The organism is Rugosimonospora acidiphila, assembly GCF_039543385.1.
Classification (GTDB): Bacteria; Actinomycetota; Actinomycetes; order Mycobacteriales; family Micromonosporaceae; genus Rugosimonospora; species Rugosimonospora acidiphila.
The window spans coordinates 89,659-108,124 of sequence record NZ_BAABJQ010000007.1; the positions used below are offsets into that span (position 1 = coordinate 89,659).

The 18,466-nt window shown below is 70.6% G+C and carries 15 protein-coding genes; 6 read left to right on the plus strand and 9 right to left on the minus strand.

From position 1 onward, the window contains the following. Positions 1-111 precede the first annotated feature (111 nt). A complete protein-coding gene (locus ABEA87_RS14425; protein WP_345629767.1) occupies positions 112-1,062 on the plus strand; it encodes a nucleoside hydrolase in 951 nt (316 codons plus the stop codon). A gap of 18 nt (positions 1,063-1,080) precedes the next feature. Here the strand turns inward: ABEA87_RS14425 and ABEA87_RS14430 are convergent, their stop codons facing one another. The 3 genes from ABEA87_RS14430 to ABEA87_RS14440 form a co-directional block, all read right to left on the minus strand. Further along, positions 1,081-2,346 (minus strand): nucleotide disphospho-sugar-binding domain-containing protein, encoded by a 1,266-nt coding sequence (locus ABEA87_RS14430; protein ID WP_345629768.1) that lies wholly within the window; start codon positions 2,344-2,346, stop codon positions 1,081-1,083. A 291-nt stretch (positions 2,347-2,637) separates the two neighbouring features. Next, complete coding sequence (locus ABEA87_RS14435) at positions 2,638-3,282, minus strand: response regulator transcription factor (protein ID WP_345629770.1); 645 nt, start codon at positions 3,280-3,282, stop codon at positions 2,638-2,640. Continuing rightward, a complete protein-coding gene (locus ABEA87_RS14440; RefSeq protein ID WP_345629772.1) occupies positions 3,234-4,577 on the minus strand; it encodes a sensor histidine kinase in 1,344 nt (447 codons plus the stop codon). The genes ABEA87_RS14435 and ABEA87_RS14440 overlap by 49 nt, the downstream gene beginning before the upstream one ends. Positions 4,578-4,795: 218 nt before the next feature. Between ABEA87_RS14440 and ABEA87_RS14445 the strand changes: the two genes are divergently transcribed. Next, positions 4,796-6,712 (plus strand): serine hydrolase domain-containing protein, encoded by a 1,917-nt coding sequence (locus ABEA87_RS14445; RefSeq protein ID WP_345629774.1) that lies wholly within the window; start codon positions 4,796-4,798, stop codon positions 6,710-6,712. An 88-nt stretch (positions 6,713-6,800) separates the two neighbouring features. On the opposite strand, the gene ABEA87_RS14450 is transcribed toward ABEA87_RS14445, so the two are convergent. Next, on the minus strand, positions 6,801-7,799 hold the full coding sequence (locus ABEA87_RS14450; protein ID WP_345629775.1) for a PLP-dependent cysteine synthase family protein: 999 nt from the start codon (positions 7,797-7,799) through the stop codon (positions 6,801-6,803). 372 nt (positions 7,800-8,171) lie between these two features. Between ABEA87_RS14450 and ABEA87_RS14455 the strand changes: the two genes are divergently transcribed. The 3 genes from ABEA87_RS14455 to ABEA87_RS14465 are packed head-to-tail and all read left to right on the plus strand — an operon-like array spanning position 8,172 to position 11,019. Next, positions 8,172-9,128 (plus strand): ABC transporter substrate-binding protein, encoded by a 957-nt coding sequence (locus ABEA87_RS14455; protein ID WP_345629777.1) that lies wholly within the window; start codon positions 8,172-8,174, stop codon positions 9,126-9,128. Next, positions 9,125-10,006 (plus strand): nitrilase-related carbon-nitrogen hydrolase, encoded by an 882-nt coding sequence (locus ABEA87_RS14460; protein WP_345629779.1) that lies wholly within the window; start codon positions 9,125-9,127, stop codon positions 10,004-10,006. The genes ABEA87_RS14455 and ABEA87_RS14460 overlap by 4 nt, the downstream gene beginning before the upstream one ends. After that, entirely contained in the window at positions 10,003-11,019 is a 1,017-nt protein-coding gene (locus tag ABEA87_RS14465) for a DUF2848 family protein (RefSeq protein ID WP_345629781.1), read from the plus strand. Before ABEA87_RS14460 ends, ABEA87_RS14465 begins: the two co-directional genes overlap by 4 nt. 151 nt (positions 11,020-11,170) lie before the next feature. On the opposite strand, the gene dgoD is transcribed toward ABEA87_RS14465, so the two are convergent. The 5 genes from dgoD to ABEA87_RS14490 form a co-directional block, all read right to left on the minus strand. Next, the gene (gene dgoD, locus ABEA87_RS14470) at positions 11,171-12,316 is read right to left on the minus strand and encodes a galactonate dehydratase (protein ID WP_345629782.1); all 1,146 of its coding nucleotides are present in this window, start codon (positions 12,314-12,316) and stop codon (positions 11,171-11,173) included. After that, positions 12,316-13,233, minus strand: coding sequence for an NAD-dependent epimerase/dehydratase family protein (locus ABEA87_RS14475; RefSeq protein ID WP_345629783.1), 918 nt, complete (start codon positions 13,231-13,233; stop codon positions 12,316-12,318). The genes dgoD and ABEA87_RS14475 overlap by 1 nt, the downstream gene beginning before the upstream one ends. After that, positions 13,230-15,416, minus strand: coding sequence for an alpha-galactosidase (locus ABEA87_RS14480; protein ID WP_345629785.1), 2,187 nt, complete (start codon positions 15,414-15,416; stop codon positions 13,230-13,232). The genes ABEA87_RS14475 and ABEA87_RS14480 overlap by 4 nt, the downstream gene beginning before the upstream one ends. Positions 15,417-15,505: 89 nt before the next feature. Then, on the minus strand, positions 15,506-16,324 hold the full coding sequence (locus ABEA87_RS14485) for a carbohydrate ABC transporter permease (protein ID WP_345629786.1): 819 nt from the start codon (positions 16,322-16,324) through the stop codon (positions 15,506-15,508). Then, the gene (locus tag ABEA87_RS14490) at positions 16,324-17,298 is read right to left on the minus strand and encodes a carbohydrate ABC transporter permease (RefSeq protein ID WP_345629787.1); all 975 of its coding nucleotides are present in this window, start codon (positions 17,296-17,298) and stop codon (positions 16,324-16,326) included. Before ABEA87_RS14490 ends, ABEA87_RS14485 begins: the two co-directional genes overlap by 1 nt. 342 nt (positions 17,299-17,640) lie before the next feature. Here ABEA87_RS14490 and ABEA87_RS14495 point away from each other — a divergent pair, with 342 nt between their 5' ends. Further along, entirely contained in the window at positions 17,641-18,456 is an 816-nt protein-coding gene (locus tag ABEA87_RS14495; RefSeq protein WP_345629788.1) for an IclR family transcriptional regulator, read from the plus strand. The last annotated feature ends 10 nt before the right edge of the window (positions 18,457-18,466 follow it).

An 18,466-nucleotide genomic window follows, 5' to 3' on the forward strand; every position in this document is an offset into this window, starting at 1 on the left:
CCCGACGGCACCGATCGACGCGCACGTGGACTGAGCTGACCTGTCGACGGCCGTTGTTGTCGAGGGAGCCGACTGCCCGCGTCGGCCTGACGCTGTGCGAAAATTCTGCGCGTGACGCGTCCCGTGCTGCTCGACTGCGACCCCGGCATCGACGACATGATCGCTATCCTGACGGCGGTGGCCAGCCCGGAGGTGGAGTTGGTCGGAGTCACCACCGTCGGCGGCAACGTCGGGATCGACACAACCACCCGCAACGCGTTGGATGTGCTGGCGCTGGCCGGCCGGGCCGACATCCCAGTGGCCCGTGGCGCGGACCGGCCGTACCTGCGGACGTTGGACAACCGTGCTGAGTCGGTGCACGGTGGCAACGGACTGGGCGGCGTCACCCTGCCGACCTCCGGGGCCGGACCGGTCGAAGCCACTGCGCTGGAGTTGATGGTCGAGACGGTACGGGCCGCCACCGAGCCGGTGACGCTGGTGGCGACCGGGCCGCTGACCAACGTGGCGCATCTGTTCGCGGTGTACCCCGAGGTGGCCTCGCGGTTGGCCCGGCTGGTGGTGATGGGCGGCTCGATCGGCGCAGGCAACCGCACCCCGGCCGCGGAGTTCAACATCTGGGCCGACCCAGAGGCGGCCTACCGGGTGCTGACCGAGCCAGGGCTGCCCCGGCCGGTGCCGACCACGCTGGTCGGGCTGGACGTCACGTACCGCACCGCCTACCGTCCGGACGACTTGGATCGGCTGCGCTCGGCGGGCACCGTGGCCGCTCTGTGCGCGGACGCGTTGGAGTATTACCTCGCGGCGTATCGGCGGGACATCGGGATGGACGTCGTGCCGCTGCACGATCCGCTGGTGATGGCGGAGGCGATCCGGCCCGGCCTGGTCACCGCCGAGCCGGCGTATGTCGAGGTGGACACCACGGTCGGGCCGAGCCGCGGCAATACTCTGGTGGACCTGCGCGGGGTGCGCAACCAGCCGACCGCCGAGGTCGGGGTGGACGTCGACGTGCCGTCCGCGTTGGAGTTCATCACCAGCCGGCTGGAGAACTACGCTCGCCGGTGAGCGGGCCCACTCGGAGGTTTAGGGGAGCCACCGGGCGGACGCCTCGACGATGTCGGCGATCGCTTTCAACGGGTTGTACTGGCCGATCTCCTTGGCCATGATCCCGGCCCGGGAGCGGTAGTCCGGGTCGTGCAGCACTGTCCGCACCGCGGTGCGCAGGTCGGTCACCTCCGGGGTGCCGGTGCGCAGGTTGAGACCGGTGCCGCTCCACTCGACGCGGGCGGCCACCTCTGGCTTGTCTTCGCTGGCCCCGGCGATCACCAGCGGGACTCCGTGGTACAGGGCGGTCTGCACTCCGCCGTATCCGCCGTTGGTCACCAACGCGTCGGCGTGCGGTAGCAGCCGGTCGAACGGGACGAAGCCAGCCAGCCGCACGTTGTCCGGCACCTCGGCCAGGGCATGGCGTATCAGGTCCGGCCCGTCCTCCCGTACGGTGGCGGCCACCACGAGGACGTCGAGGTCGGCGAGGGCACGCACCGTGGGGATGACCAGTTCGTTCAGGTCGGCGGTGGCGACGGTGCCCTGGGTGACGACCACCACCGGCCGGCCGGCCGACAGCTCGGGCCACCATGCCGGCTCTACGTAGTCGCCACCGGGGGCTGGCGGTAGCGTCCCGATGAACCGGAGGTGTGCCGGAAGGTCGCCGCGGGGGTACTCGAAGCTGGGCACGGTCAGCTGCAGGTAGTGGTCGGTATGGCGGAAGGGCGCGTCGAAGAGGTAGTCGGGCAGCGCCACGCCCAACGACCCGAGCGTCGCCTCGGCGAATCTCTGCAGATCGGCGAAGGCCTGACGCACCTCGGCATTCATCGCTCGGTTGCGGGCGCGGGCCTGCTCACCCGGCGTCGGCAGGATGCCGGCGCCGAACGCGGGAGTGTCCTCGCTCTGAATCAGCAGGGGAACAGAGCCCAGCGTCACGAGCGTCGGGCGTTGCTGCGGCGCCGTGGAGAGGCTGAGCACCGGTATCGACCAGAACCCAAGCTCGCCGAGCACCACGTCGGCGGGGAATTCCGCCAGCAGCGCCCGTAGACCCCGCAGCTGCGCCGGCAACTGGCCGAGGAAGAAATTCTCGAAGTCGAACGATAGCTGGGCCGGTCCCGGTGGCAGCGTGGCCCGCACCGGGAAGAGGGTGTCCAACTTCCGGTCGTCGAGGTCGGCCTCCGGCGGTACGGCCCGGAACCGCGCTCCGATCGCCCGAGCACGCTCCTCGAACCGGGATCCGGTGTAGACGACCGCCTCGTGGCCACGCCCGACCAGGTCCGCCGCGACCGTGAGGACCGGGCTCACATGCCCCTGAAAGGGAGTAGCCCCAACTATCACCTTGGCCATTCGAGTCTTTTCCCCCGCGATGAACTCTGGCCTGACCCCAGGATTTTCGGGATGCGTCGGCCTGGACCGGCTGTCCGAGCCCATGCTGCCCACCGATCGGTGCGCGGTGCCGCTCTCGTCCGGCCAGGAACCACTGACATCCGGACAGGTGAAATCACAGCCGTGCGCTCCGTCACGCGCGGTGGTACGCGGCGCCACCTCGCGCGGCCGGGCCCGGCGCGTATCGGGTCAGGTGGGCTGTCGTCGGGTTCAGGCCTGAAGGTAGGCGATGACGGCCAGCACCCGGCGGTTGTCGTCATCGGACGGGGGAAGCCCAAGTTTGGCGAAGATGTTCGAAGTGTATTTCGAGATGGCCCGTTCGGTGATGACCAGGCGTTCGGCGATCGCCGCGTTGGACCGGCCCTCGGCCATCAGCGACAGCACCTCGCGTTCGCGCGGTGTCAGGTCGGAAAGTGGGCCCTTACGCTGGTTGTGGGTGAGCAGCTTCGCGATGACTTCGGGGTCGACGACCGTGCCGCCACCGGCCACACGGCGCACCGCGTCCACGAACTGGTCGGAGTCGAAGACCCGGTCCTTGAGCAGGTAGCCGACCGCGCCCTTGCCGTCGGCCAGCAGTTCCCGCGCGTAGAGCTGCTCCACGTACTGCGACAGCACCAGCACCGGCAGGCCCGGGACCTCGCGCCGGGCCCGCAGAGCCGCCTGGAGTCCTTCGTCGGTGAAGGTCGGCGGCATCCGAACATCGACCACCGCCACGTCCGGTTTCTCCCTGACCAGGGCCTGGAGCAGGTCGGGCCCGTTGTCGACGGCGGCGACGATCTCGAAGTCGTACGCCTGGAGCAGGCGGGTCATGCCGTCCCGGAGGAGGTAGAGGTCTTCGGCGAGGACGACGCGCACGGTAACTCCATGGTGACGACGGTAGGACCACCGTGCGGGCTGCTGACGGCGATGATCCCGTCGAATGTAGCGAGTCGCCGTTCGATACCGCGCAGACCGGTCCCTGCCGAGATGCTCGCTCCGCCTATGCCGTCATCGGTCACCGCCATTCGCAGCACACCGTCGCCGTGGTGGATCTCGATCCGTACCCGCTCGGCCCGCGAGTGCTTCGCGGCGTTCGTGAGCACCTCGGCGATCGCGAAGTAGGCGGCGGCCTCCAACGGCGCCTCCAGCCGTCCCACCGGGTCGGCCCTCACCTCCACCGGCAGGGCGCTGTCCAGGGCCAGGGCCCGGACGGCGTCGACGAGCCCGCGGTCGGCCAGGACCGGCGGATGAATCCCGCGCACCAGGTCGCGGATTTCGGTCAGTGCCTTGGCGGAGGAGTCGCGCGCCTCCAACAGCAGATTCCGCGCCGTCTCGGGGTCCCGCTCCAGCAGCCGGGCGGCGGCGTTGAGGTTCATCCCCATGACGACCAGGCGCGACTGGGCCCCGTCGTGCAGGTCGCGTTCGATGCGGCGCAGTTCGGCCGCGTTGGTGTCCACGGCATCGGCCCGGGTCTCGGTCAGGTGCTGGACGCGCCGGGCCATCGTGGCCGCGGCGGTGGGGGCGAGCAGCAGGCGGGCCCAGCGGCCGTTCACGCGCAGCAGCGCCGGTGCGCAGCCGAGTCCCGCGACGACCAGTGCCGCGCCGATCGCGGACGTGGCCCAGGCGGTACCGGCGTTGGCCGGGGTGACGTGGACGAACAGGTACCAGTCGCGCAGGCCGGCCTGGGTCAGCGGCCCCCAGAGCGCGGTGATGACGAATCCGTAGATCCCTTCGAGGATCAGGGCGATCGGAAGCAAGGCCAAGGCTGCGCCGATGACGGGATCGGTGATTGACCACAGGAGGTCGCGCCAGGTCGCGGGGTCGCGCAGGACGCTCAGGCAGTGCCGCACCCGTGCGGCGGCACCGCCGCGGTGCTCCGCCGGCTCCGGTCGGTAGGGGCTCGGTACCTCGATGCCCTGCCAGGCGTGGGCCAGGCGCCTGCGCTGGTCCGCCACCCTGCGCAGCACGATGATGGCGGGCGGCACGAGCAGGAGCCCGATACCGACGCTCATCAGGGCCATCGCCAGGACGACGGCGCCGAAGGCGGCCATCGCAGGGAGGGTGAGCAGGAACAGGACGGCCCCTCGGCCCGCAGCGGTGACGCGGTCGCCGATCCGGGCACGCCGGGTGGCGGTAACGGGGTTGGTACGGGTGGCGGTGGGGCCGCTCATGGTCTGTCCGCTTTCGAATGAGGGGTCGCCGGTCAGGTGCGATCGACAGTCTGCGGGATGGCCGGCGGCCGCGCACGGGCCTTGGGCCGTCAACCCGGGGTGTAGCTGGCTACACCCCGGGTTGGGCAGGTGGAGCCATTTTATGGTGCCCCCGTTCTCGGAACGATCAGTGGTGCCACCAGGGCAAAGGGCCACGGTGGGAGGTTCAGGAGCGCAGGATGCTGAAGAAGATCGCCACCGGGGTGCTCGCCGTGAGCATGGGTCTGGGCATAGCGGCGCCCGCCCACGCCGAGACCCCGTCCGCCGCTACCGGTACGCCGGTCGACCTTTCCGGCATTGGCTCGCTGATCGACGCGACCGTGACGGGGCAACTGGCGCAGGACAGGATTCCGGGGGCCGCGGTGGTGGTTGTGCAGAACGGCACCCAGGTCTTCGCGAAGGGCTACGGGGTCGCCGACGTGAAAACCGGGACCCCGGTTGACGCCGACACGACCGAGTTCTTCACCGGCTCGGTGGCCAAGCTGTTCACCGCGACGGCCGTGACGCAGCTGATCAAGCAAGGAAGGCTGGACCCGGCCGCCGATGTGAACAGGTACCTCACCACATTCAAAATCCGCGACACCTACCCCGGCCATCCCGTCACCGCGGAGGACCTGCTCACCCACACGGCGGGCTTCGATGACAACCCGGTGGGGGCGGACGTGGCGAATCCCGCGGACGTCCCCCAACTCGGCGCGTACCTCGCCGCCCACCAGCCTCCACGGGTGCGTCCACCGGGAACAGCGACGGCCTACGACAACTATGGCGTGGCCCTGGCCGGCTACCTGGTCGAGACGGTATCCGGCGAACCGTTCGCCCAGTACGTGCGGGAGCACGAACTGGCACCACTCCACATGGACGCGACGACCTTTGCCCAGCCGCACCCGCCCGCGATCCAGGCCCAGTTGGCCCACGGCTACCGCCCCGAGGGCAACGCGCAGACCGAGGAGAACGGCCAGTACGGACCCTGGTCACCGACCGGCGCCGGCACCGTGGCCACCGCCGCCGACCTGAGCCGCTTCATGGTCGCCGAACTCGGCGACGACCCCCGCCTTGGCGCCGGCGTCGCGGCCCTGACCCAGCAGCAGCACTTCACCAACACCTCGCGACTGCCGGGGATGGGCTACCTGTTCGAGCAGCGCCCGCGAAACGGGCACCCACTGCTGTTCAAGGACGGCGACGTCCCCGGCTTCCACAGCAACCTCGCCCTGCTGCCAGACCAGGGCATCGGCATCTACGTGGTCTATAACGGCGACGGCCGAGACGGCGTCGCCAGTTGGGACGGCAAGGCGCTGATCGACGACATCGTCGACCGCTACCTGCCGGACATCCGCCCCCGGCCCGCCACCGTCGCCGACCCGAACGCCGCCGCCTACGCGGGCAGCTACGCCCCCGACCGGACCAGCCACACCTCGGTCACCAAGGCGGCCGCCCTCGTCGACGCCGCCACTGTCTCCGTCAACGCGGACGGGACCCTGACCACCACCGGGCTGTCACAGAACCCCGACGCCACGGCCCAGCACTGGACCCCGATCGGCAAGGGCGAGTTCCTGGAGCAGGGCGGCCAGGACCGCATCGTCTTCGACGGCAAGGGCAATCTGTTCACCACCATCGACCCGACCATCGACTACAACAAGCTGCCGTGGTACCTGGTTCCCGCGCTCCAGCAGTCGCTGCTGTACGGCGGCGTGGCCGTCCTGCTGCTCGGCTTCCTGGCGTTCTCCGTCATCGCCGCCACCCGCCGACTGCGCAAGCGTCCCGCACACCCCCGCGCGGCCCGGGCGGCCCGTCTGGTCGCCTGGACGACCGGCGCCCTGTCCACGCTGTTCACCATCGGCTTCGTGACGATGACCGCGGACGGCAACGCCTTCAACCGCACCATCATCCTCGGCTCAGCCTCCCTGACCGCGCTGCTCGCCCTCAACACCGCCGCCACCGCAACGACCCTGGCCATGCTCGCCGGCGCCGTCGCCGCCTGGTACAAGAGCTGGTGGACCCGCACCGGCCGCATCGGCTACAGCATCCTGACCATCGCAGCCCTCGGTTATCTCCTCGTCGCACTCACCTACAACCTGGTCGGCACCTCGTTCGCATGAGCGGCGCACTCCCTGTGCCCGCGGCGAAACAGCGAGGGTGCCGAGACTTCGGGGTGCGGGCCGGTTGGCCCGCACCCCGAAGTGCCGGTCACTCTCCGAGGTCGGTGAGGCCGTGCTGCGCACGCCATGACGCGGAGTAGAGCGTCGCCATCGCGCGGGTGCCCGTTTCGGGGAGTACCGCGACGATGTTCGTCGGCGGTCCGTCCAGGGTCTCGGCGAACTTCCGCGCGGCGGCGACCGCGCACCCCGCCGAACCGCCGACGAAGAGGCCCTCCTCCCGTTGCAGCCGCAGGCACATGAAGAAGGACTCGTGGTCGGTGACGGTGACCGCGTCGGTGATCAGGCTGGGCTCGAACAGGCCGGGCAGAAAGTCACTGCCGATCCCCTCTACCAGGTAGGAATGCGGCTCGACTGGCTCGCCGGTGACGGCACCGGCCAGGATGCTGCCCGCCGGATCGGCGAGTACGACCCGCACCGCGGGATCACGCTGGCGCAGATAGCCGCCGGCGCCCATCAACGTACCGCCGGTGCCGACCCCGGCGACGAAGGCGCCGACGTGACCATCCAGTGCCGCGTAGATTTCCGGTCCGGTGGTCCGCCGGTGTGCCTCGACGTTGCGCGGGTTGTCGAACTGACCAACCAGGTAACTGTCCGGCGTCTCGGCCGCGATGGTGCGGGCCATCGATACGAAGTGGTGGTCGCTGCCGGCCGCCGCGCGGTGGTCGCAGATCACCACCTCCGCGCCCCACGCGTGCAGCAACGCGACCTTGTCCGGACCGATCTTGTCGCTCATCGTCAGCACTACCCGATGACCGCGGGTGGCACCGACCGCGGCCAGGGCCACGCCCGTGTTGCCGCCGGTGGCCTCGACGATGGTGCCGCCGGGCCGCAGTTGCCCGTCGCGTACCGCCTCCTCGATCATGAAGTTCGCGATCCGGTCCTTGACCGAACCGAGCGGGTTCATGAACTCGCACTTCGCCCACAGCGTGTGAGTCAGCTCGGCGCTGATCGCGGACAGCCGCGTCAGCGGGGTGTTGCCGACCAGGCCGGCCACCGCGCCGCGCACCGGCGAGATCGCCCTGCTCATGGTTGCTCGCTCAACGGCCGTGCGATCTCCAACCTGGACAGTGCCAGGGAGTAGTCCTCGCCCAACACACCCTCCTCAATGAATCGTCGTGCAGCCGGTGCCCGGGTCTGTCGTTCGATTCATCCGGGCTGATCTGGTCGGGCGCATTGCCCACCACGCCATCATCGGGCCGACGCGCGTCGCTGACGAGTCGTCGCACCGGCATCGATGATGCCAAGTTCGCCGCAGAAGCCGATCTGAGCCGGCGCCGCCCGGCCCGTCGCGCTTCGAAGATGATCGTGGACGATTTGTAGCTCGACAGCCTCGCTCGGGCAATCGGTACGCGGCCACATGCCCTTGTCAGGGACGAAGCTACTGTATACAGTTTTCGCCATGGTCAATCCGCTCCCGGGGCGGGCGGCTCCGATGAGGCTCGCCGTACCGGATCTGATCTCCCCGTCGTACTTCCCGCTGATCGCGGCGGTCGAGCTGGGCTGCATCGCCGCGCGCGGCGTGGAGTGCGAACTCGAGCTGCGGTTCCCGGTGCTGGACGCGGTGCAGGACCTGCGTGCCGGCAAGCTCGACGTGCTCGGCGGCGCCGCGCACACGATGTTCCACGGCGCGCCCGACGGCGGCGGAGTCAGGCTCTTCGCCGCCCTGGCGCGGCACACCTACTGGTTCCTCGTCGTGCGCTCCGATCTCGGCCTGCGCCCGGGCGACCCGATCGAGGCGCTCTGCGGCCTTCGGATCGCGGCAGCGCCCGGCCCCGTCGACGCACTGGTGCAGCTGCTGGAGGAGTCGGGGCTACCGCCGGGTGCGGTCGCGATCGGACCGGTACCGGCCTCGACCGACGGCAACACGTCGTTCGGCGTGATGGCGGCCGAGGCGCTCGCCGCCGGGCGGATCGACGGCTTCTGGGCCAACGGCATGGGCGCCGAGGTTGCGGTCCGGGCCGGCACCGGGACTGTGCTCATCGACGCGCGCCGGGGCGATGGGCCGGCGGGGCTGGCGCGGTTCACCTTCCCCGGGCTGATGGCGCTCGAGCCGGCCAACGAGGCGGGCTCGGCGCGGCTGGCCGCGGTGCTGGCCGGCATGATGGACGCGCAGGCCAGGCTGCGGGAGGACCCGGGCCTGGCCACGGAGGTCGGGCGCCGGCTGTTCCCGGCGGCCGAGGCCGATCTCATCGCCGGCCTGATCGCCCGGGACGCGCCGTTCTACGAGCCGGCCATCGGGGCGGACGACGTCGTGGCGCTGGTCGACTTCGCCCGACGGCGCGGGCTGACGGACCTCGATCTCGGCGCCGACGAGGTGATCGCCGCCGGCGCCCGCGACCTGTGGGCCGCCGCATGAGCGGGCGGGTCCGGGTGAGCTGCCTGCAGTTGCGGCCGCTGCCCGAGACGGCGGACGGCGAACGGTACCTGGAATCGGTGCTGGGGCAGATTCGGGATGCGGCCGGCGATGGCGCCGACCTCGTCGTACTGCCGGAGCTGTGGTACCCGGGCTACTTCGCCTTCGACGGGTACGCCGCGGCGGCCACCACCCCGTCCGGCCCGCTGCCCACCCGGCTGGCCCGGCTGGCCGGAACGCTGGGCATCACGCTGCACATCGGCAGCCTGGTCGAGGCCGGCGCCACCGGCGCCGACGGCCGGCCGCGGCTGCACAACACCAGCCTGGTCTTCGGGCCGGACGGCGCACCCCTGGCCGGCTACCGCAAGGTGCACGTCTTCGGGTACGCATCCCGGGAACCCGAGCTGATCGCCGGGGGCCGAGCCACCGCCACGTTCCCGCTCGCCGGCGCCCGGATGGGCCTGGCCATCTGCTACGACCTGCGGTTTCCCGAGCTGTTCCGGGCGGTGGTCGATGAGGTGAGCGGGTACGTGGTGCCGGCGACCTGGCCGGCGGCGCGGGTGGAGCACTGGTCGGCCCTGCTGCGTGCTCGGGCGATCGAGGACCAGGCCTTCGTCATCGGCTGCAACGCCGCGGGTACCAGCCACGGTGTCGAGCTCGGGGGCCACAGCGCGGTGATCGATCCCTGGGGAGCGGTGGTCGGCGCCGCCGGCAGTGAGCCGGGGCGACTCGACGTCGAGATCGACCTGGGCGTGGCGACGGCCGCCCGGGCCACCTTCCCCGCCCTGCGCGACCGGGTCTGGACCCAGCCGATCCCGGCCGCCGGATCCGACCAGACCAGTCCCGACGCGGGTCCAACCCGCAAGGAGGGTGCGAAGTGAGTTTCCAGTTCCGGGTGGCGAGCACCGACCGGTCGCTGTCGGTACCGGTGCGGCGGGTTCTGGTCGCCGGGTTCACCGGCCGCGACAGCTCGGGCGTGCAGGCGCACATCGACGAGCTGCGCGAGCTGGGGGTGCCGGTACCGGACCGCGTGCCCATCCTCATGCCGCTGCCTGCCGAGCTGCTGACCACCGGCGACGGCATCGAGGTCGGCGGGGACTTCACCTCCGGCGAGGTCGAGGCGGTGATCGTCGTGCAGGAGGGCCGGCGCTGGCTGACGGTAGGCAGCGATCACACCGACCGGGAGTTGGAGCGGCACAGCATCTCCGGCAGCAAGGCCGCGTGCCCGAAGATCGTGGCGGACACGGTGATCCCGTTGGACGGCGTACCCGACCTGGACGCCATCGAGCTGGCGAGCTGGGCCGACGGCGAGCCGTACCAGCGCGGCACCCTCGCCGAGATCCTGCCGTTCGCCGAGATCGAGGAGTTGCTGCACCGCGAGGGCATCCTGCTCACCGACGGCGACGTGCTGTTCACCGGCAGCCTTCCGGTGACCGGCGGCCCGCTGCGGCCGGCGCAGACGTTCCGGGCCGCGCTGCGCGATCCGGCCACCGGCGCCGAGGCCGAACTGCGATACCAGGTGCGGCGCGCCAGCCGCCCGAGCCTGGCCAAGCCGGAGCTGGAGTTCACGCCCGTCGACGCGGTCGAGTGGACGCCCACCCACCCACCGGTGTCGGGTCAGACCGAGCGGATCCTGGCCCGGTACGGGGACACCTCGATCGCCACGCGGATGCTGCGGTTCCTTCCGGGTACGGACACCAGCGCGCTCGGGCCCCTGACCCACGATTTCTGGGAGGAGGTCTACATCCTCAGCGGTTCGCTGCACGACCTGCGGCTGGGGCAGACCTTCGAGGCCGGGACCTACGCCTGCCGGCCGCCGGGGATGCCGCACGGCCCCTGGGTGGCGCCGGAGGGCTGCGTGACGTTCGAGGTGCGCTACCCGGCGGTCGGCTGACCACTCGCCAGCAGCGCGGCCTGTCCCGTCGTCACAGGCTGCGGGCGGTGATGTCGACCCCGACCAGGATGCCAGCCGTCAGCCCACGTCGGATCGCGTTGCCTCGATCGGCGGAGACCGACGCGGCGACATCGGCCCGCGCGCCGGCCGCTCACCACTCCGCGAACGACCCGTCGGGGTGGGCCCACGCCGGCGATCCGGGCGCGAGGCGGCCGGCGTCGACCGCGGCCCTGACCGCGTCCTCGTCGACCTCCACGCCCAGTCCGGGTCCGGTGAGCCGGGGGATCCGGCCATCGATGGGAACCAGCACCTGCGGGTTGGTGAGCACCGTCGCCGCCGGAGAGGTTCCCAGATGCAGATCGAGCACCTGTTCCTGGGCGTAGAAGTTGGGCACCGCGAACGCCAACTGCAGGCTCGCCGCGAGGGCCACCGGCCCGAGTGGACAGTGCGGTGCCAGCTGGGCGTCGTAGGTCTCCGCCTGCGTGGCGATCCGGAAGCATTCGGTGATTCCGCCCGCGTGGCACACGTCCGGCTGCACGATCGCCACGCCCGCGTCGAGAACGCGGCGGAACTCGGCCCGCGAGTACAGCCGCTCGCCGGTCGCCACCGGGATGGGCGAGCAGCGGACGAGGTCGCCGATGAGGTCGCTGTGCTCCGGGCGCACGGGCTCTTCGACGAAGGCGATGCCGAGCGCGTCGAGCCGGGGCAGCAGCCGCCGGGACAGCGGCAGGGAGAACCGTCCGTGCAGATCGATCGCCAGATCGACGCCGGTACCGACCGCCGCCCGCAGCTGGGCGAGCTCGGCGAGCAGGGTGTCGAGGTGCTCCGGCTTCTCCAGGAACTCGATCCGGCCGTGCGGGGCCACCTTGAGCAGATCGATCCCGGCCGTGACGTGTGCCCGGGCCCGCTGCAGGTCGCCGGTGCGCTCAGGTCCGTTGGCATGCGCGTAGATCCGCGCGGCGTCCCGGGTCGGTCCGCCCAGCAACTCGTGTACGGGCACGCCGAGCCATCGGCCCTTGATGTCCCACAGCGCCTGGTCCAGCCCGGCCACCGCGGAGGACAGCACCGGGCCGCCCCGGTAGAAGCCGCCCCTGGTGAGGGTCTGCCACAGTCCGGTGATGCGCAGCGGGTCCGCGCCCACGAGGTGCTCTGACATCCGCTCGACGGCCGCCGAGGATGTGCGTACCCAGTTTTCGAGGGTGTGCTCACCCCATCCGGCGACGCCCTCGTCGGTCGACACCTTGACCAGTGCCTGCCGGTTGCTCAGGACGAACGTCTCCACAGAGGTAATTCGCATCAGTGTGTTTCTCCCTCTCCGCACCCGTTGCCCGGCGCGCTCGCGAACTCGTGAACGGACTGCGCCGGCTCGAAGCCGAGCAGCGTCCGGGCCCTGGTGGTGTCGATCAGCGCCTCGCGGTCGGCGAACCGCCGTCGCCGCGCCACGCCCGGCGCGTACCGGTCGAGCAGGTCCTCGCTCGGCAGATCGAGCAGTGTGTCCGCCGCGCTGACTCCGATGACGTGGGCCCCGGGCAGTGGTGCGCGCAGGGCGCACAGCACCGCCCGGGCGGCGTCGTCCACGGTCAGGTAGGCCCAGCCGGTACGCATCATGCTTGCCGGGTCCTGGGCGGTCTCGGCGCCGATGCTCCGCAGCTCTTCCGGCGACTTGACGAGCGGGAAGCGCAGCGCGACGACGTCCAGGCCCCAGGTGCGGGCGACCATCGCGGCCGACAGCTCGTCGACCCGCTTGGACAGCGAGTAGGCGTCGGCGATGTCGGCGGGCAGGTCCTCGTCGAGCGGGAAATAGGCGGGCGCGGGCGCGTGCGGGTTGAGGTTGATGCCCGAGGCGTTGATGCTGCTCGCGATGACCGCGCGCCCGATGCCCCCCTGCGCGGCCAGGGTCAGGACGGTGAAGGTGGATACGACGTTGTTGGTGAACACCCGCAGCGGTGTTCCGAGGGAGGGGTGCGCCAGCGCGGCGAGGTGCACGATCGCCTCGCAGCCGTCCATGGCCTCGGCCATGGCGGCCTCGTCGGTCGCGTCGATCCGCAGGCCGCGAACCGGGGCCGGCCAGTCGCCGGGCCCGTCCACCGACACTGCCGTCACCCCGATGCCGGCCTCGACGAGGGTGTCCACCGTGCGCCGGCCGATGGTGCCGCTGGCGCCGGTGACCAGGACCCGGTACGGGGGTGCGGCCGGGGGACCGGGGACGGTCACTGCTCCTCGCCGTCCACGGCCCGCAGGTGGAACATCGCGGCCTGCTCGGGACGCAACGACGGCGCGGGCAGGCCGGCATCGCGCAGCAGGGTGCCCGCCACGACCACGCCGTCCACGCCGGTGCGCGGGTGCAGGCCGTGCACCGAGGCGTCCTCGCCGGGCAGCGGTACCCGCGTCACGTGGTAGCGCAGCGACGGCCGTACCCCGCCGAGGCGTAGCGGCGCGGTCTCGTATCCGACGCCGGAGCGCAGCCGAACCAGATTGAACAGGCCCTCGCGGCCATCGGCGCTCACCACGCCGTACAGCACCGTGCCCGGATCCTCGGGCCGGTCGATCCGGACCACCTCGCCGGAGTGCACGAGCGGGCGCACCGACTTGACGAACGCCACCCACTGCTTGAATTGACCCAGCTCCTCGCTCGACAGCGAGGTGAGGTCGGATTCGATCCCCGCGTGACCGAAGGTCGCCACGGCCAGCCGCAGCGGCAGATCCTGTTGGCGACCGGTGGTGTGTGAGCGCCGCGACCCCACGTGGGCCCCGATGAGTTCGAACGGCAGCAGGGTGCTGATGCCGGCGACGATGCCGACCCGCTCCAGCGGGTCGATGCAGTCGCTGGCCCAGACCCGGTCGGTGTGTGCCAGCACTCCGTAGTCGACGCGCGAACCGCCGGACGAGCACGATTCGATCTCCAGCCCGGGGTGGCGGGTGCGCAGCTCGTCCATCAGCCGGTACACGGCGAGGGTCTGCTCGCGCAGCGCCGGGCGCCCGGCCCGGGGGCCGCCGCGGTGCACGGGGTCGGCGACGTCGCGGTTGTGGTCCCACTTCAGGTACCCGATCTGGTACTGCGCGATCAGGTCCGACATGCGGTCGCGCAGGTACGCGTACGCCTGCGGGTGGGACACGTCGAGGACCTGCTGGTGGCGCGCCGATGGTGGCATCCGCCCGTCGGTGCCGATCACCCAGTCGGGGTGGGCGCGGGCCAGGTCGGAGTCGGGGTTGACCATCTCCGGCTCGAACCACAGCCCGAAGTCCATGCCCCGCGAGCGCACGTGGTCGGCGAGCGGGCCCAGGCCGTCCGGCCACACCTCGTCGGAGACGTACCAGTCGCCCAGGCCCCGCGTGTCGTCGCGTCGGGACCCGAACCACCCGTCGTCGAGCACGAACCGCTCGGCGCCGACCTCGGCGGCCGCGTCCGCCAGCGCCGCCAGCCGCGGGAACGACTGGTCGAAATACACCGCTTCCCAGGTGTTGACCACGATCGGCCGCGGCGACGTGACGTGGCCGGGACGGCGGCGCAGCATCGCGTGCAGCCGGGCGGAGGCGCCGTCGAGTCCCCGGTCGGAGAACACGCCGTAGGCCCACGGTGTGGTCAGCGCCTCGCCGGGGGCGAGGATCACCTCGCCGGCCGCGAGGATCTCGCCGGCTCCGACCAGGGCGTACCCGTCGTTCAGCCGCTGCGCGAGGTACCGCTGGTCGGCGGACCACCCGAGGTGAATGCCCCACACCTCGCCCTCGCGGTGGGTGAAGCCCGGGGTGCCGATGCTCAGCAGCAGCGGTGAGTCGGGTCCGGTGCGGCCTCGGCGCTGCTCGCGCAGCCAGGTCCCCTGATCCAGCGTGCGGCGCTGGGGCTGCGCCTCGTTGGCCCAGCGGCCGGTGTAGTCGAGAACCTCCATCGCGCGGGACGGCACCGGCAGCACGGTCAGCAGGTCGTCGACGGTGTAGGCGGCGTCGGCGGCGACGTTGGTCAGCGTCTGGCGGTGGCGCAGCACGCCGTCGACGGTCAGCTCCAGCTCACCGTCCAGGCGCAGGCCGGCCAGGTCGTCGACGCCGGCATAGCGCAGCAGGTCGCCATCGGGCGCGGCGCCCAGCGACACCTCGGCGAGGGTGAACAGTGGCTGTGAGGCGAACCCGTCGCGGTGACCGGTCAGCCCGGGCCAGCCGTCCCAGCCCTGCGCGCGGGACGGCGACAGGGTCAGCGGCACATCGGGGTAGTTGGTGGGGGCCGCCGTGGTGTAGGGCTCGACGGCCAGCAGCCGGTACTGGTCGGCGTCCAAATCGCCCAGGTCACGGCCCCAGTACACGATCCGGGGCAGGTGCGGGCCGCCCACGTCGAGCACCACCATGACGCCCGCGCGCCGGATCGGAAGCCAACCGCCGAGGTGGGACTGGACGTCGTTCGCCATGAAGCTTTCTCTCCTCCGAAACGCGATGTCGAGCTTGTCGTCAATACGGGCGGTGCCCGCCCCGGCCCACCGGCCCTACAGGCGTGGCGCTACGACTTGACGGAGCCGGCGATGCCCTCCACGAACGTGCGCTGCAGGAGCACGAAGATGGCGACGATCGGCAGCAAGCTGATGACCGCCGCCGCGGCCAGGCCGCCCCAGTCGGTCGAGTCCTGACCGAAGAAGCTGAACATGCCCACGCCGAGCGTGCGCAGATCGGGTCGGCCGAGGGTGAAGACCAGCGGGATGAAGAAGGAGTTCCAGGCCGACATGAAGGTGAACAGCGACACGGTGCTGATGACCGGCTTGGTCAGCGGGAGCATGATGCGGAAGAACGTGCGCGGGTAGCCGGCGCCGTCGATGAGCGCGGCATCCTCCAACTCCTGCGGCATGCCGGCGAAGTAGCCCATGAACAGCAGGATGGGCACGACGTGCGCCGGCCCCGCGGTCGCCAGCACCGCGCCCAGCAGACCGTTCTGCAGGTGCACCGCGTCGACGAGCTTGAGGATCGGGATAATCGTGTACCCCTGCGGGATGAACATCGTCGCGATGAGCAACCCGACGATGATCTTCTTGCCGGGCAGATTGCCCCTGCCCAGCGCGTACCCGGCGGTCGCCGACACGAGCACCACGACGACGACGGTCGTCACGGAGAACACCACCGTGTTGGACAGGTAGGCGCCGAAGTGCGCGGTGTCCCAGGCCCGGCTGAAGTTGTCGAACGTCCACTGCTTCGGGATGACGGACACCCCGCCGAGGAAGATCTCCCGCTGCGACTTGAACGCGGTGGAAGCCATCCACACGAACGGGTACACCCAGATCAGGCAGACGGGCACCAGGAACAGATGCCACAGCTGCATACGGCGCATCAGCGGCTCCCCCTCAGGTAGTAGCGGCGCAGCAACGGCCCCTGCAGTACCGTGATCACCAGGGTGACCATGCCGAACACGACACCCGCGGCGCAGACGAAGCCGAACCGCGGCGCGTTGAGGTCGGGACTGAAGGCGTAGTGGTAGATGTAGGTCGCCACCACGTCGGTGGCGTGGTTGGGACCGCCCTGGGTCATCGCCTGGACGAGGTCGAACGGGTTCATGCTCCCCTGGAAGGTGAGCACCAGGATCACGACCGCGATCGGGGCGATGACCGGCAGCGTGACGTGCCGCAGCCGCTGCCGTCCGTTCGCGCCGTCGATGCTCGCCGCCTCGTACAGGTCACCGGGCACCGTCTGCAGGGCGGCGAGCCAGTACACGAGGGTGACACCGAACGTCTTCCAGATGTCGATCACCATCAGCGTCGGCAGGGCGTAGGACTCGGACAGGAACGTGACCGGCGCGGAGGACAGACCGCTCCAGCTCAGGATCTGGTTGAGCAGGCCACCCGACGGATCGAGCAGGATCGCGAAGATGATGCCGATGACCGGGGTACTGGTCACCACCGGCAGGAACAGCAGCAGCCGGTACAGGTTGCGCCCGCGCAGCCGAGCGCTGTTGAGCAGGATCGCGGCCAGCAGCGCGAGTGGCATCTGGACGCAGATCGCGACCAGCGAGAAGAGGAATGAGTTTCCGAAGGAGTGCCAGAACTTGGGGCTCTGCAGCACCTCGGTGTAGTTGGCGAGGCCGACCCAGTCGCTGGCCGGTCCGATTCCGTCCCAGTTGAACAGGGAGTACCACCAGCTGGCGAGCATCGGCCATACGGTGAAGGCCACGAACAGCAGCGCCATCGGGGTGAGGAAGATGTAGTGCCACATGTGTCGGCGCAGCCGGCCGGGACGTCGGCGGGTGCGCGCGGGCGCGGGCCCGGACGGGACCGGTTTGGCCGGCGCGAGGGTTGGCGTGCTCGTCACTTCGTGCCCGGTTCACAGGGCCGCGGCATCATGTCGATGCTCCTTCTTCCTGATCGGTCCCGCGGCGGGCAGGCACGCCGGCCAGCCACGCCGGGTGATGTTTCGATGAGGTGAAGCGTGCGTTGAGGACTGTAACCCTGGCCACGATGGATTTGCAATACACATCTGCAATGTGGGTATCAGATGTGTACCTCGGGGCTCCGAGCGCTAGTATCGCCATACGGAGGGCGGTGCGGCGGTCATGATCGACGACGCCTCGCGGGTTCCGCCTGCACCGCGGGCAAATGATAATATAAGATCCACAATCTGGATTTTCTCACCACGGACAGAGAGTTGGAGACGATGCCACGCTCCAGCAACACGCGCGAGGTCGGCGGCGGCACGCAGAGCGTGGAACGCGCGCTGTCACTGCTGCGCGCGTTCACCGAAGAGCACCCCGAACGGCGCGTCTCGGAGCTGGTCCAGCTCACCGGCCTGGGCCAGTCCACGGTCTCCCGGCTGATCGGCACGCTGGAAATCCTGGGCTTCGTCACCCACGACAGCCACAGCGGCCTGTACCGGATCGGGCCGACCGTGGTGGGGTTGGCCGGCATCGCCCTCAACCAGTCCCCGATCCACCTCCAGTCGCGCCAGATCGCCCAGGATCTCGCGGGCGAGCTGAACCTGGGCGCCAACGTCGCCGAACGGCAGGGCCCCGAGCTGTTCTACCTGTGCAACTTCGAGGGCCGCTCGGCACCTCGCTCCTTCACCCTGATCGGCCGACGCGGTCCGCTGCACGCCACCGCAATGGGCAAGGCACTGTTGACGGACATGGCCGCGGAGGACATCGAGGGGCTCATCGGGGCGCGGTATCCGACGTACACCCCGAAGACCATCCTCGACATCGACAACCTGCTCGCGTCCCTCGCCGAGGGACGCGAGCGGGGCTACACCACGGAGTTGGAGGAGCTGGCTTTCGGCCGGGCCTGCCTCGCGGCGCCCGTGCGGGACCGCTCCGGCCGGATAGTGGCGTCCCTGTCGGTGTCCGGGCCACTGTCGGCCATGGACCTGCCCCGCCGGCAGGACGAGTTGGCCATGAAGGTGATCGAGCAGGCCGACCGGGTCTCCAGCGGCCTCGGGTACCACGCCGCCGTACCCTCGGCGATCGCGGGCGGCTGAGCAGCGCGCA